The following is a 14,076-nucleotide window of genomic DNA, read 5'->3' on the forward strand; positions in this document are numbered from 1 at the left end:
TTATGACTGGGTAGATGAAGTCGACCGAGAAAGGATAGAAAAAGGATTAGGAATGTAAGTATTCAATAAATCCAAGAAAACAATAAGCATCAAATTGATTTCACCTATTCTAGAATAGGGTGCGATTGTGGAGGATTTATGGACGTCATCGAATCTAACACAATATAAATATGTTAGATTTACGAAAAGTCTCTCTTTTATTTAGAAAGGAAGACTTTTTTATCTATTTCAGGTGTCATAACTTTTAAGTATTGACACCGTTTTCGGAATGCAGTAATATCAAGGCATTAAGTGGTGTCATAACTAGTCATCATAAGTAGATAGCAAAAAAGGGGCAATACATATGAAATATGGCTATGGTCGCGTAAGTACAGCATCACAAGATTTAGAGTTACAGCTGCAGACATTGGAAAATGAAGGTTGTGACAAAATCTATTCCGAGAAATTCACTGGAACTAAATCGGATCGTCCTCAATTTGTAGAGTTACTATTATTGCTTAAAAAAGGGGATACATTGGTAGTTACAAAGCTAGACCGTTTCGCAAGGTCGGCAGAAGATGGGGTAAATCTAATCAAAGAATTGCTTTCAAAAGGAATCAAGGTTCACATATTAAATATGGGACTTGTAGAAGATACATCAATGGGTAGATTAATTTTAAGAATGTTATCAGCCATTGCGGAATTTGACAGGGATATGATCGTTGAACGATTAGCAGAGGGAAAAGCCATTGCGAAGCAGAATCCTGAGTTCCGTGAAGGTAGACCGAAAAAATTCACTAAAAAGCAAGTAGCACACGCTTTACAGCTATTGGAAACGAATTCCTATACGCAAGTAGAAGAAATTACAGGGATTTCTAAAAGCACACTAATCCGTGCCAAAAGAGAAGAAACTAAAGGGGTGCTTTAGTTTAAAGTATTGGCTGCCTTTCATGGCAGCTTTTCTTATTGGGTAATGGAGTTAACTACTTCCATGAACTGGCGTTATGTTAACCTGCTGTGTATGGACTATACAAGCCTGTCCGGCGATCAAATCCAGTTTCTTGTTGAACTAACGGGGCAGTTTAGTTGAGTAAAAAAAATGAATTGGAGGTCGAACAGATATGAAACGAGAGGGAATTGTTAAATGGTTTAAAGAAGAAAAGGGTTATGGTCGTATTATGCTTGACGGTGAGGATGGAAATCATGTTTTTGTTCATTTTAGTTCGATTTTACCTGATAAAGAAAGATTTCCGAATGGATTCATATTCCTTAAACAAGGTCAAAAAGTATCCTTTGATTTAATTGAAAATCCAAATTCTACTGACCAAAAGCAAGTTGCAGAAAATGTAATCATTATCTCTGACTAAAAAATTCTTCTTCAACTAACGGGTGCTTTAGTTTAAGAATCGGCTGCCTTCACAGGGTGGCTTTTTCTTATTGAGTAATGGGGTTATCTACTTCCGTGAAGTGGCGTTATGTAAACTTGTTGTGGTTGGAATGCAGATTTAAATTTATACAGAGCCCGAAATTTCTAATTGGTGAGTTTTTAGTACATAAATCGATATCTTCTAAATGTCAGTAGTATTAATATCTAGAGAAGAATAATGATTAAATTCTTGCTGAATGCGTTCCCAATAATCTTGATCATCATAAAGTAACAATAGCTGCCGTGCTTTTTCTAATAGTTCTGCTGATCCTTCCCTCTGTGTATTAGCTCTGCAAATGGCTTCTCTTGAAAAATGGAGCGCCAAAACGGAATAATTCATTTCTCTTTGATCACATTGAAGTGAATCTACAATAATTGTACATGCCCTTGCATAATCTTTATTTTTTATAAGTAGTAGGGAAAGATTAATCTTAAATGCTATCTTCAATCTTGCTGCATCCGGAAAGTCTTTATATGAATTCAATCTTACTAATACTGTTTCTGTGAACTTAATTGCAATGTCTGCTGGAAATAAAAATAAAATAGTATTGATAATACGGATATCATTTAGATACCATTGTTCAAATTTCGATACATTTCTCCAAATAGGTTCCACTATATTTTGAGCTACCTCCAGATCTTTTGTATTATGTAGTTGAATAAATGCCTCACATATCAAGTAGACATTCTTTATATCCTGGTCATACTCTTCTTCTTCTAAAAAAACGACTGCTTGGCGCTTTAAACTTTGTAGGTGTTCCATATGATTGTAATTTATCGAAAAAAACTTATGAATAAGATTTTGTTTTCGTCCGTAACTATAGCCATTCCGAACATAATCAAACTCTTCCGCTGAAATATTCAAGCGATGAAGCAACTGAAGATAGATGCGAGCATCTACATCCCTTATTCCAGCTTCAAATTTAGAATAGGTGCTTTGCGAAATAATACCACTCGCTAATTCTGTTTGGCTGTATGTTCTATTTTTTCGAATCTTTTTAAAGTCTTTTCCAAAATGCATCCCTATCTCTCCGTTCTTTTATTCCATATGGAATATTTCGTCATATAATCTCATTTATCCTTTAAAGTTATTGGAGATAGGTGGTGGTTATGGGATGGAGTGGATACAAACCCTTGTTGATATCTGGATTTTTACTAGTAGTTAATTTAAATTAGGGTTGATTCTACAGTAATAAGTCTTAATAGTTTTCATATTAAGATTTGAAAGCTGATGAAATGATGCACCAAAAAATGTAGAAAAAGATAGTTCCAGCAATATTAGCAACTAAAAGAAAGATAGGGGATGAGTTTTTGAAGAAAAGTGCACTTATTTTATTGTCAGCAACATTAGCAATCGGTAGTTTATCAATCAGTCCGTTGACTGGGAATGCCGAAATCTATAAAGAACCAGCTCAGGAAAAATTTGATCGAACTGCTGATACTGGAACTCCATCACTAGAAATTGCTAAAGTTCCGGTTATTTCTCAAATTGATTCAGAGACCACATTGTATGATTGGACTATAACTCCTGATGATGGAGAAGTGTCGACTCATGTAGTTGTATCTGATGGACCTATTTTTACATGGGAGTATGTAGATACGACATATAGTAGTGATGTTGTGCACAGTCAAATCTTTCCTTGGTTTGGAAAAATGGTGTCAGGTGGTTTGTCTGCTACAATGATAGGGAAAATACCTGTTAACTTTTTTAAAGGAGTTGCTGGGACTCTAGGAGCTGCAGCGACACTTAGCATAAAACCAACAGATGTTACATATTATAAAGTCGTGAAATCTATTGATACAGATTCTTATAATATATATTTAAAATACGAGGTTCAGCAATATTCGGATAAAGCGCGAACAAAATTGATAAAACAATGGTCCGAAGTCCACAGAGTATAATCAGCAGAGTGGTGCATAAGTTGTCATTAAACGACAACTTAATAAAAAACTGTCCAACAATAATTTAGCTGTTGGACAGTTTTTTTATAACTCACATGAAAACGCACACAATCGATTCTAAGTATGTGTACTGGTATTAACGTTAAAGGGTTTATAAAATACATATCAATATAAATGTAGTGGTGGCTAGGGGGAGCGCACTTGTCTTTAAGAATTTTTGGCGCCGAATAAAAAAACCAACCGTCTGAGTATTGGGTACATACGGTTGGTTTTCCTCTTTGTGCCGATCGCCTTTTAAGCGGTCATCTTGTATTTCACCATATATCTATAGCCTCTGATGGGGTTGTAGGCGAGCAGAGCCCCTAGCGGAGGCGTAATCCGCAGGAGCTTGCTCCGAAGACCTTTAGGATCTTCCATGTAATTTTTTTTAAGGTATTAAGAGGAAGTATGTTAAAATTGTAAAAGTTCTTTTAAAAAATCGAGCAGTCTTTTTATAACAAACGGAGATAGATTGTGAAGTATTTTTTTAACAGCAAAATAAATTATCTCACTCACTCACTAACAATATTCTTTATAAAAAAGGAGTAATAGTAAATGTCTAAAACCATGATTACTTTAATAGCGGGAATACTCGTTGCTTGGTTAGTTATCAGTTTATTTGCAAAAAACTTTGATGGTAATTTCTTGATTACATTATTGATTGGGGTTTTCGTGGGTTATGGGGTTAGAAAGAAAGAGACAAAGGAATAAGTTTCGAAAGCCCAGGACATTTATAGGGATTCGGATTATTAAAGGGTGGCGATCTGCCACCCTTTTTTCATGTGCAGTAAATCTGTACAAGATGAACTGTTAAAGGTTGGAGAATGTTACTGAGGTAATAACAGCTCCCGACTCCCAGAAGGTTCATCGTCTCGAAGGTGAAAGTCCTTCCATCGGTATGCTGATATAGCCGGATAAGACTAATCTTGGGCCTCACCGTAAGGTGGTAGAACACTTACAAGCACGCTTGTAAAACGAACGGAAAATCTTCCGTGAACGGGTCTTATGTAAACAAGTGGTGTATATTAGGTGAATAGAAAAATACAGTCAAATTAATCTATTTGTATGAGAGATGTGCAATTGTAAATAAACAGAAATAATTACTATCATGAATTTTCATTAACAGGAGACCGGTCATGGACCGTCTTTTTTATTTGGCCCTGACCGCATGAACGAATCCGTGACTGCAATCATGATCGTGACCGCAGGATTTCCTTGATAGATAGCGAACTACTCTATAATGACTAGATGGTGAACGGGGTGAGGTGACTGCATGAACAAAGACGTTGAGTGGCTAACTGTATTAGCGGTTGAAAAACAAACAAACATACCAAACGCAACCATTCGAAGGTACATTAGGAATCACGGACACCATTTAAATGTTCAAAAGAAGGGAAAAAGCTATTTTATAGCTTCTGAGTCGATTCCAATTGTCCTTACTATCAGGAAACACTATGATGACGGAAAGAGTTTAGACCAAGTCGAAAAAGCCTTAGTAGATACAGGCAACCCTGTGACTATAACCATGAACGATGATGGTGAACAGATGACTGTTAATGTTGGAGAAGCCTTACAGGACATGAATAAAGCCATGCACGAACAAAACAAAGTTATTCAGTCATTGGTTGAACACATGCAGAGACAGCAAGAATATATAGATACTAGATTAGAAGAACGAGACAGAAAATTAATGACTGCTATAAGAGAAATCCAAGAAAGTAAAAAACAAATGGCTGCTGATCAAGAAGAAATAATAACCCTTACCAAGGATAAAAAATGGTATCAATTTTGGAAATTATGATACTTGTGCTGTGGAATTGGCGACAGGAAAATTACTTTATTAAAAAAAGTAAATAATATAATTGATAGGAGGGCAATATGGATAAGGTGAATAGCGTAAGTAACGCAAGTAACGCAAGTAACGTGAGCGTGAATATCGGCGATGTTATAGCTACATCAATTATTATTTTGCTCGTTGTTTTAATTTTCGTTTCTATTATAGTTTTTATTAAATCTCGATCAAAGAATCAAAAGAAAAATTGAAGCAAAAAAATGCGATTCGGATTTATAATAACTGATTTAATCTGTCACGCTAGCGTTCCTAAGTCGTTAAATGGCTGTCACTCTAGCGTTCCTAAATTCAAAGAAATTGTGCCCATCAAAACACTAGGCTTCGCCTAGTCCCACACCGGAAGTGGGGTCAGTTTTCCCTTATGCTCTTTCTAACTTTTATTCCGAACTCGGGTTTTATGTCACTAGAAAAAAGGCGACTGCTGCGGTTGCTCTTATTATTTTTTCTTGCTTTAAAATTCGAGTGAAACGACAACAAATTTCAGCGTCTATTTTGAAAAAATAGACGCTGAAAAAATTTGCAAAGGTTGTAGGAAACTCCTACCAAGAGAAAACAAAGTTTTAGGGTTTGTATATACAAACCCGTAGCTTGCCCCTTACAGGGCGAGCAAAAACTTTTTTTCGGGATGGCATGCCAAACCCGTAGCTTGCCCTCTCTCTGTTTACCCGTAGGGACTTTCCCCAAAAGAATCATTTGTCATCTTCAATTCCCAATTCATCCAGTAATTTTTGTCGCTCTTCTGCAATATTTGAATCGATTCCCTTTGTAACTTCTTTTGGTTCATTTCTATTCTTGAACCACTCGGGAATTTTTTCAGCTCTCCCTGTTCTTCGTTGACTTGGTTTTAAATCAGCGAACGTCACGGGCAATCCTTCTTGATAAAGTTCCCCATACTCCTGCAGTTTTATTTTGATGAAACCTAACGGATTTTTCACACCTTCTTCTTCGTTCACGTAATGAATGAGCATGCTCAATTCTTTTTCAGCATCGTCGCTCCAAATAAATAATGCTCCTTCATACATTTCAGTAAAATAAATATGATTGAAGCTATAATCTTTCGCTAAAACATTCAATCGTTTTCGGATGTCTTCATTTTCAGTTTGTTTTTTCGGTTGCTCTGGTTCTGATTTCTTTATTTTTTCTAGAATTTTACCTTCTTTTTCAGGAGCCTGTCTGATTGTAAATTCAATTCGTTCAACGCTGCGTCCTTTTTTAATTTCCTTAAAGCTAATAGAAAGATCAGTTTGCTCGTTCACCTCTTTGATAGCAGGTAGTAAAATCTTGTTTTTGAAATTTCCATAGAGTAGATAGGATTTAGTTACTGCGCCCAATTTTTCTCTTATTTCTTCAACGGAACTTTCCCACTTATCAAGAAAACTCCACTTTCTCAGAAGTTCGTATAACCGAATAGAGTATGAACTGCTAAGAGATAAGATATTACTTAGTCGATACGAAGTATATTGCTTTAATTGTAGTAAATAAGGCTTTAGTTTAGGTGAAAATGATAATGCAATAATCCCTTCTCCCTTTTTATATTCTGCACTTGAAATCCAATTAACAAATAACCATCCTCCATCGTCTTGTGGAATTTCAATACTTTTAGACATTAGATTTTTCGTGATTTCTTTGAGTTCTGTGTACTTTGTACTTCCTGTCAAACCTAACATTTCACTGAATTCTTTTATGGAAATACGATAATCTTTGAAGTCTTCATCGGTCGGTTGAATCATCGAAACCATTGTAAGAACTATTTTCAGTTCTCTTGCAGACAAGGGATTGTTATGACGGGCTTCTACTAAATTATTTCCTTGTGCAACAATGTAACTATCCTTCACTAAAAACACCTCTTTTTTTAATAACTCACTAAAATGCTTAGTAATATTAAAATTTTAATTTCCTTTAATATTTAAAATTAATATAACACAGTGTAGTTACTGATACAACAATGTTATTAAAAGAAACAGGGATTTTAATAGTTAGAACCGAAAAGGTAATAGTTAGAACCGAAAAGGTAATAGTTGAAAGACCGAAAAGGTAATAGTTAGAACCGAAAAGGTAATAGTTAGAACCGAAAAGGTAATAGTTAGACCTCACAAAGCCAGTCGTACCAACGGTTTAAAGAGCCCTGTAATCACTAGTAATCACTAGTAATCAAGTAATTAATAAACAACAACAAACACGCGCGTGGTGGTGGTGTTCAAAAATCAGGTGACATTGATTTCTCTTTTTCTATCAAAAAATCCCGAAGTATTATTTCTCCAGATACAAAAGTGCTTTATTAGAAAAAAAGGGACTAATGATAACAATTAAAGCCTGTCCAATCTCTTAAACTATCATTTAAAGGAGCCACAAGATTCGCACACGCGTTTTAAGGACCAAAATGAATACAACTACCATATTTATTTTAGAACACTTCTAAGGGGTGTTTAAACAGTTTTTAGGACATGAAGGACAATTGTTCAAAGTAGGTGGACAGTTAGGGATTGAAAAGCTTGTTATTGACACGCTGGATACATCATTCAAACACTTAAATAATCCTTTAAAACGTGTTCATGGTTTACGAAAATGATTTTTTATTTTTTGGGTAAGTTTTGAAGGTGAAACCTCTTTCATCTGGAATAATAACTACAAGCTAAAACAATGAAACGAGGGTGAATAGGAGATGAAAATGGATGAAACAGCAACAGTTAGAAGTATTCTTACTGCATTAAAAGACAGTAATGTATCAGATGTAGCTAAGCAAATCGATGGCATTAGCAAGGATCCTCTTGCGAGCGCATTGAATGCAGCAGGCTATAAATACAGTAGTGCAACTCCGAGGGGGTGGACCTTCGTTGGCGACAGCGATGAACCACTTGATAAAAGCATTTTCGACTTTGTGAAATCCAAATCATCGGAAAAGAAACCTCATTCACAACCGGTTCCCAAAATAGTCACGACAGATTCACATGCTATTCTTGAGCAATTCACTGAAAACGAAATACGGGCCATCAAAGAGATGTTAAAGTCATGGCAAGAATCAGCTCCAACAATCGAAATGGAGCCAACGCTTCACGATCGAATTAAACAGCTTCCACAAGAAGAGAAAACGCGAAAGACCATTGTGATTGATCAAAGCATCGGGGAGCGCTTTGATGTGTTTTGCGAAGCAGAACGTCTCAATAAATCGGACATTTTACATTTAGCTTTGGTTGATTTTATGGATAAATTCGAATGACCCCCCCATGACTTTCCAGGGAGGGTTTTTTATCTGCTCATCGTTGAGGTGAATCTGCATAATTATTCAGGTAGACAGGCCTGACGTTCACCAGAAAGCCCGTTAATTCAACAATGTATATTTCATGCATAAAGAAAGGGAAGGATCATAGGAGAGAAACTGAGGCGTTACAAGGGGTTGTCTGTCTGGATCAACTGCCGAGAAGTGGTGTTATGTTAACCTGTTGTGTATGGACTATACAAACCCGTTCAGCGATCAAATCGATGTTTTTACGATTGGATCTCATATAGCTAATTCTTTTTCTTATTCAATTAACGGGGCAAGTTAGTGAAAAAAAGGTGATACCTAAAATGAAGTCGAATTTTTAATTATAAGAGTAGGAGGAAATACATGGTTAAAAAAATAAGAACTGTTTTGTTTGTAATTGGTATAGTAATGATCTTAATAGGTATGCCTTATTTATTGGGATATTCAACTAAAGAAATTTTAAGATACTCTTTGTATTTAGGACTGTTAGTAACGGTTATATTTGCCCTTCCAATAAAATTACCAAAAAGAAAATAATGTTTTTAAATTAACGGGTGCTTTAGTTAAAAATCGGCTGCCTTTACAGGATAGTTTTTCTTATTGAGTAATGAAGTTAACTACTTCCGAGAACAGTTGTTATGTCTACTTGTTGTGTATATTGGATGTATGTAAATTGTACGATTGCCTGACTTATTTTTAGATTGATAGTCCTACCAACCTGTTTCCAAGACAATGTCAACTTTATTATTTCTGATTCTAAATATCACAGATGAAAAATTAAAACCCTTGCTTATCAGTTGCTTATATGAACGAAATAGACAAAAATATAGATTGGATTCTACATTAAAAGACAAAGGTGGAAGTTTATCATAGGCACTTACTGGACAATCCAATCCCTCCAAAAGTGGGAAGAAGTAAAAAAACTAGGTTATCTGTCTGGAAATAAAGAATATATTTGGCCAGAGTTTATTGAGGCCTATCATTGGTTAATGGGGAAAATGAGTGAAAAAATCCCGAATTATCAGAGTGAATATCCGATTTGGTTATGGAAAAACAGGCCGGACTTGAGAAAGAGTGGTCACTTGAACCGTGGGGAACAAGGTGTCTTACTAAAAATTAATATAGCAGAAAATCGGATTCTTCTTTCAGACTTTCAAGCTTGGCATATTGTATTAATGAAATCTTACTTTGATCTTGAAGAAACTGAAAAAGACGATAGCTCTCTATCTGAAGTTGAAATAGAAAAAAGCTGGGAATTAATTTTTGATATTGATTACTTAGCTCAACACCCTAATTGGGGGGAAAACGATAGCTCACTTCAGGGCGTTACTGGTAATGTAAATTTAAACGAAATTTCCCTTGTTAAAAAATTTACTGCAAGATGAAATTCATAAGAGTTTTTTGAAAAAAATAGACGCTGAAACATAGTGTTTCAACGTCTTCTATGTTCTTAAATCAAGGTGCAATGGAATTTTTAATTTGTTTTTTTATGTCTTCGTAAGTTCCTTTCTTTATTTCGTCATGCAGAGGAACGGGGAAAGTTTTACCGTTAGGACCTTTCATGGTAACATGACTCCCTTTTTGTCTAACCTCTTCGAAACCTACTTTTTTAAGTTTTTTTATGAGGTTTTTACCGCTAATAGTCTTCGGTAAGCCTAACTCTTCCATGACAGCATCTATAACTACCTGTTTACCGTATTGTTTAACCGCTTCAACTACCAATTTTCTTAATATCAAACCTATTATAACAGGTACTGCATTTGCTTCGTATTCTGCTTCTTCTATCAAAGTCAAACCACTGTCTTGCTCCACGAAGTCAGCTCTATCATCGAAATAACCATCATTTACAACTACACTACTTGCACTGACATTAGCACTCCCGTTAAATAACGTACAGAAAAATAAAGACAAAATCATTACTAAACTTACAAATTTCTTCAAAGTATTCATCTCCTTCTGTTTGATATACACAGTATAGGTAATATTTGGAAAGTATTCAATGTAAATTGTAAATATACAGCAAATAGGTAAATAATGCCCGTCATACAAATCGGGTATTATTTCTCATAGAAGGCGACTGCGTTCAATATCGCACAAACGGAACATTTAGTATGATAAGACTTATTGATACAGAGGAAAACGATCTCTTTCAAAAAAAACGTAAATACAATAAATAAAGGATGAGTTGATTTTGTGGGAAAAACGAAGAAAAAGAAACTACACAAATATGTAGAACTGCTTTTGGTATGTGTTTTAATGGCAATATTAATCTTAGTTTTTAAATGGCCTAATCACATATTTATTGTATTAGGATTTGGTTTCTTTATTAATTTGCTATTTATTGAATTAGCCGAGTCGAAAAAATAATCCATGCTTAGTGAAGAATCGGCTGCCTTTCATGGCAGCTTTTCTTATTAAGTAATGGAGGTAACTACTTCCGTGAACTGGCGTTATGTTAACCTGGTTTGCATGGTTTATACAAGGTCATTCAGCAATCGGGCCATTTTACAGAGCAAAGTAGAGGACGTGGTGTAATGAGATTTTATGACAGACCACTTAAAGCATATTTATTTAACGATTTAAGTGCTGTTGAAGAACATGATGGGGAACTCATTTATTTTTTTGAAGAGGGATATGTGACAGTCCTTGGCGAGTTTGAACACGAGAAATATGGTGGAGGTACAGCCTGTATGATTTTTAATCAGGAAGATGTTATTTCTGTATCAAAAAGAATGTTGCGCTTTGTTGTAGATAATCAATCGTGAAAATGATCGGATAATCTTCAACAATCGGGCCATTTTGCGGAACAAACTTCAAATTAAATTACAGAACTTCAAGAAGTATCTTTGTTGAATTAGGGGGCGAATTGATGAATGAGGATAATTTCAATATAAATACATTTAATTATTTTATTGATAGTGAAATAATGGATATTGAAACATTTAACTTAATTTATAATTTTGTTGCATTGGATAATTTTCGGCAGGGTGAGTACGAAGGTAATATGTATGTTATTAGAAAAGTAAATGTAAATCATGTACAGCTAGAAGATGAAGTTGCGACAGAAAATACTCCTAAGCCAACAGTACATGTCTATACAAAAAGAGAATTTTTACGGCTTTTACAATTACATAGGCCAAACATTTAAACTACTTTACTATCGGGCGCATTTCTTGAAGAAAGATCAGCGCTTAATTTTCATAAACGGGCCATTTTGCGGCATAGGAGGGGAATAGTATGGAAATTGAAACTGCTGGTGATTGGTTAAGAAATAAGGGATTATCTAATATCGATATTGATTTTGTTGAAACGATATTGACTTTTACATCTACTGCTAAAGAACGTAACAATAAATTAGATGAGATTAATAAAACGCTTAAAATGACTTTTCCTGAAAAAGATGCAAAAGTTCATTCAAACTTAACATTTTCTCAGTTCGATAAAATACTACGGGATAACGGAATAGTCATTGATTTAACTGAAATGCTGATTAGATATAAAGAGCAAGGTTTATGTGTAGGTTTGTGTATTCAATTATTAAAAAGTAAGTTGTACCGTTAACGAGCGCGATTACAAAGAAAGTACTTAGCCATATAAACTTAATAGCTAGATAAATAAAGATAGACTGAAAGGGGAAAGAATATGAAAAAAATAAGAGCAATTTTCATTGGTGATGTCAGATTTGATCAATGTCCAGTTTTGAATTGAATAACGAAACGAATTACTTTGAAATGATAATTGACAAAGAGTTTCGATACGAAAAAGAACTTGTTGAGGAAGATGAGGATTATATAATTTTTGAGATTGAAAAAGACATTGCAACTTTAATCGAGCAATAAAGCAATCGGGCACAGATGTTGAACAATTATTGTGCCAGAATTGGGCTAGTCTCTAAAAAGGATTTGCGTCTATTATTTAATAAGGCCATTTAAAAGGAGTAACATATGAAAAAACACTGTTGTGATGATATGGACTACCATGCGAATTTCAAGTGCGATATGCATAGCGATCCATTTGAATGTCCTGATAAATTAATAGTTTTCAATGATGAAAATAACGGCTACGGTTTGATAATTCACGATGGTGGCTCTTCAAGTATAAGTATTGAATACTGTCCGTGGTGTAGTTCGAAATTATAATTTACTATTCCGCTATCCCGCGTTTGTCTTACAAAGTTGTGCTGCAATCGGGTCAGATTGTTGCAAAGCCTTTCTGACTCAAATGGAGTTTAAATCTATGACAGTTAGAAGATTGGTTATGGGAAGGAGATATAATAAATGCGGTTACCAATGAATATTACAGGTCTGGCAAATAGCAAGATGGATTTAAATAAGATGGATGGAAACCTATTCAAAAAGTTAGGATACGAAATTGCTAGGAAACTTCAAGGCAAAGTAATTGGCTATATTCCTCCCAGTTATCCATTAAATTATTTTCGCTTGGATATAAAGAAAGATGAAAATACAATATCCATTTTACTTCATGAGCATTTCCCACACGTTGCCATTGCTTCATATGAAAATGAACTTCAAATGCATTTTTTAGATCATGAAGATTTAATGACCGAATTGAGAACATACTATACAGTTTTAGAAACCACATTTCTAAATGAACCCTTTAACCCGAATTCTCATGACTTAGCAGAGATTGAATTGAAAAATGCGAAACATTGGGGACCGAATATAAACGGAGAAGTAATTTTTAATTGTTGGGATTAGCGTATTCCATTATCGGGCGCGATTGTTGAAGAAATGCTAAATAGAGTTCTTACTGTGGAGGTATTAGATATTGAAGAGACCCATTGGAATTAGACTAGATGGCTGTATTTATTCTAGCAATGATGAAAATTTAAGCGAGGAGGAGTTTTCCAGATAGACGAGAAAGGAAATCACATACAGGATATTGAATAGATTGTATTGCAATGGGGCGCGATTGCTTTATAAGCGATTGTATCTATATCGCAATCGGGCCAAATTCATCAATAGGAACTAAAATATTTTTTAATTAAAGAGGGAAGAATGAATAAATGAAAATCGTAGACTATTTAAATGAAAAGTTCCCGACTGTAGTATTAGTCCCAAGTGTCTATTATCAATGGGATATTGGCATTCACTTTTCACTAGGGGAAGGAATCTATCAATTCAAGGAAAACGGTGAACTCAATTTAGAAATGTTCAGTACAGCATATAAACAAACATTCAAAATATTTGATGAGCTATTCGATCAAAATGATGATCTGATCCTTGTCACGAATAACTACAAGTGGAAAAAACAACAGCAAACAACAAAATTAAAGGTATATCAGCCGAACTTGAGGGATAAAAACATTTTAAAGAAACTTCAATCCAAAACATATCCTTATCCATTCGAAGAAGATGAGAAAGAAGATTATGAGATGCAACAGTTTTCCTTACAGTGCAAAGTAAGCGATATAAACTTGGAGGGATTACTAAAAGCCTCGCTAAATGAAGATTTCCCACCTATGAAACCAAGATTTGGATGTGATTCTGTTTACTACCCTGATGTTTTCTTTGTGAATACTACGAAAGATATTATATTTTTTGTATATGATGACCGTGGATGTGAGGTAATCGCACTGACAGCTGAAAAATTACGTCCACTTTATGAAAAACA

Annotated in this window: 18 protein-coding genes; 15 read left to right on the forward strand and 3 right to left on the reverse strand. The window is 34.8% G+C overall.

Annotated elements, in window-relative coordinates; genetic code table 11:
- Positions 1-343: 343 nt before the first annotated feature.
- Both MKX62_RS24045 and MKX62_RS24050 read left to right on the forward strand, forming a co-directional pair.
- Positions 344-907 (forward strand): recombinase family protein, encoded by a 564-nt coding sequence (locus MKX62_RS24045; RefSeq protein ID WP_340742719.1) that lies wholly within the window; start codon positions 344-346, stop codon positions 905-907.
- 193 nt (positions 908-1,100) lie between these two features.
- Positions 1,101-1,346, forward strand: coding sequence for a cold-shock protein (locus MKX62_RS24050; RefSeq protein WP_179393298.1), 246 nt, complete (start codon positions 1,101-1,103; stop codon positions 1,344-1,346).
- A 201-nt stretch (positions 1,347-1,547) separates the two neighbouring features.
- On the opposite strand, the gene MKX62_RS24055 is transcribed toward MKX62_RS24050, so the two are convergent.
- Entirely contained in the window at positions 1,548-2,426 is an 879-nt protein-coding gene (locus tag MKX62_RS24055) for a helix-turn-helix domain-containing protein (protein WP_340742720.1), read from the reverse strand.
- Between the two features lie 290 nt (positions 2,427-2,716).
- Between MKX62_RS24055 and MKX62_RS24060 the strand changes: the two genes are divergently transcribed.
- From MKX62_RS24060 to MKX62_RS24070, 3 genes are all read left to right on the forward strand, one after another.
- Positions 2,717-3,307, forward strand: coding sequence for a hypothetical protein (locus MKX62_RS24060; protein WP_340742721.1), 591 nt, complete (start codon positions 2,717-2,719; stop codon positions 3,305-3,307).
- A gap of 594 nt (positions 3,308-3,901) precedes the next feature.
- Entirely contained in the window at positions 3,902-4,057 is a 156-nt protein-coding gene (locus MKX62_RS24065; protein WP_340742722.1) for a hypothetical protein, read from the forward strand.
- Positions 4,058-4,619: 562 nt separating this feature from the next.
- The gene (locus MKX62_RS24070; protein WP_340742723.1) at positions 4,620-5,147 is read left to right on the forward strand and encodes a DUF3967 domain-containing protein; all 528 of its coding nucleotides are present in this window, start codon (positions 4,620-4,622) and stop codon (positions 5,145-5,147) included.
- Positions 5,148-5,887: 740 nt separating this feature from the next.
- Here the strand turns inward: MKX62_RS24070 and MKX62_RS24075 are convergent.
- Entirely contained in the window at positions 5,888-7,033 is a 1,146-nt protein-coding gene (locus MKX62_RS24075; protein ID WP_340742724.1) for a replication initiation protein, read from the reverse strand.
- A gap of 827 nt (positions 7,034-7,860) precedes the next feature.
- On the opposite strand from MKX62_RS24075, the gene MKX62_RS24080 reads away from it, so the two are divergent.
- The 3 genes from MKX62_RS24080 (at position 7,861) to MKX62_RS24090 (ending at position 9,827) form a co-directional block, all read left to right on the forward strand.
- Positions 7,861-8,415: a hypothetical protein gene (locus tag MKX62_RS24080; RefSeq protein WP_340742725.1), complete on the forward strand. Its 555-nt coding sequence runs from the start codon at positions 7,861-7,863 to the stop codon at positions 8,413-8,415.
- A 390-nt stretch (positions 8,416-8,805) separates the two neighbouring features.
- Entirely contained in the window at positions 8,806-8,979 is a 174-nt protein-coding gene (locus tag MKX62_RS24085) for a hypothetical protein (protein ID WP_340742726.1), read from the forward strand.
- A gap of 350 nt (positions 8,980-9,329) precedes the next feature.
- Positions 9,330-9,827, forward strand: a complete 498-nt coding sequence (locus MKX62_RS24090; protein WP_338656948.1) for a DUF3841 domain-containing protein — start codon at positions 9,330-9,332, stop codon at positions 9,825-9,827.
- 70 nt (positions 9,828-9,897) lie between these two features.
- Here MKX62_RS24090 and MKX62_RS24095 read toward each other — a convergent pair whose 3' ends face one another.
- Positions 9,898-10,383: a type II toxin-antitoxin system HicA family toxin gene (locus MKX62_RS24095; RefSeq protein ID WP_340742727.1), complete on the reverse strand. Its 486-nt coding sequence runs from the start codon at positions 10,381-10,383 to the stop codon at positions 9,898-9,900.
- Positions 10,384-10,976: 593 nt separating this feature from the next.
- Here MKX62_RS24095 and MKX62_RS24100 point away from each other — a divergent pair.
- The 7 genes from MKX62_RS24100 to MKX62_RS24125 form a co-directional block, all read left to right on the forward strand.
- On the forward strand, positions 10,977-11,207 hold the full coding sequence (locus MKX62_RS24100; protein ID WP_340741032.1) for a hypothetical protein: 231 nt from the start codon (positions 10,977-10,979) through the stop codon (positions 11,205-11,207).
- Between the two features lie 104 nt (positions 11,208-11,311).
- Positions 11,312-11,590: a hypothetical protein gene (locus tag MKX62_RS24105; protein ID WP_340742728.1), complete on the forward strand. Its 279-nt coding sequence runs from the start codon at positions 11,312-11,314 to the stop codon at positions 11,588-11,590.
- A gap of 89 nt (positions 11,591-11,679) precedes the next feature.
- Positions 11,680-12,003, forward strand: coding sequence for a hypothetical protein (locus MKX62_RS24110; protein ID WP_340742729.1), 324 nt, complete (start codon positions 11,680-11,682; stop codon positions 12,001-12,003).
- Between the two features lie 128 nt (positions 12,004-12,131).
- Positions 12,132-12,281 carry a hypothetical protein gene (locus tag MKX62_RS24115; protein WP_340742730.1) on the forward strand — a complete coding sequence of 50 codons (150 nt, stop codon included), beginning with the start codon at positions 12,132-12,134 and terminating at the stop codon, positions 12,279-12,281.
- A gap of 105 nt (positions 12,282-12,386) precedes the next feature.
- A complete protein-coding gene (locus MKX62_RS24545) occupies positions 12,387-12,581 on the forward strand; it encodes a DUF6980 family protein (RefSeq protein WP_445683562.1) in 195 nt (64 codons plus the stop codon).
- A gap of 138 nt (positions 12,582-12,719) precedes the next feature.
- Positions 12,720-13,160 carry a hypothetical protein gene (locus tag MKX62_RS24120; protein WP_340742731.1) on the forward strand — a complete coding sequence of 147 codons (441 nt, stop codon included), beginning with the start codon at positions 12,720-12,722 and terminating at the stop codon, positions 13,158-13,160.
- A 308-nt stretch (positions 13,161-13,468) separates the two neighbouring features.
- The coding region (locus tag MKX62_RS24125; RefSeq protein ID WP_340742732.1) for a DUF3885 domain-containing protein at positions 13,469-14,076 on the forward strand (608 nt) is incomplete at its 3' end.

It is taken from the genome of Sporosarcina sp. FSL K6-5500 (assembly GCF_038005665.1).
Taxonomy (GTDB): domain Bacteria; phylum Bacillota; class Bacilli; order Bacillales_A; family Planococcaceae; genus Sporosarcina; species Sporosarcina psychrophila.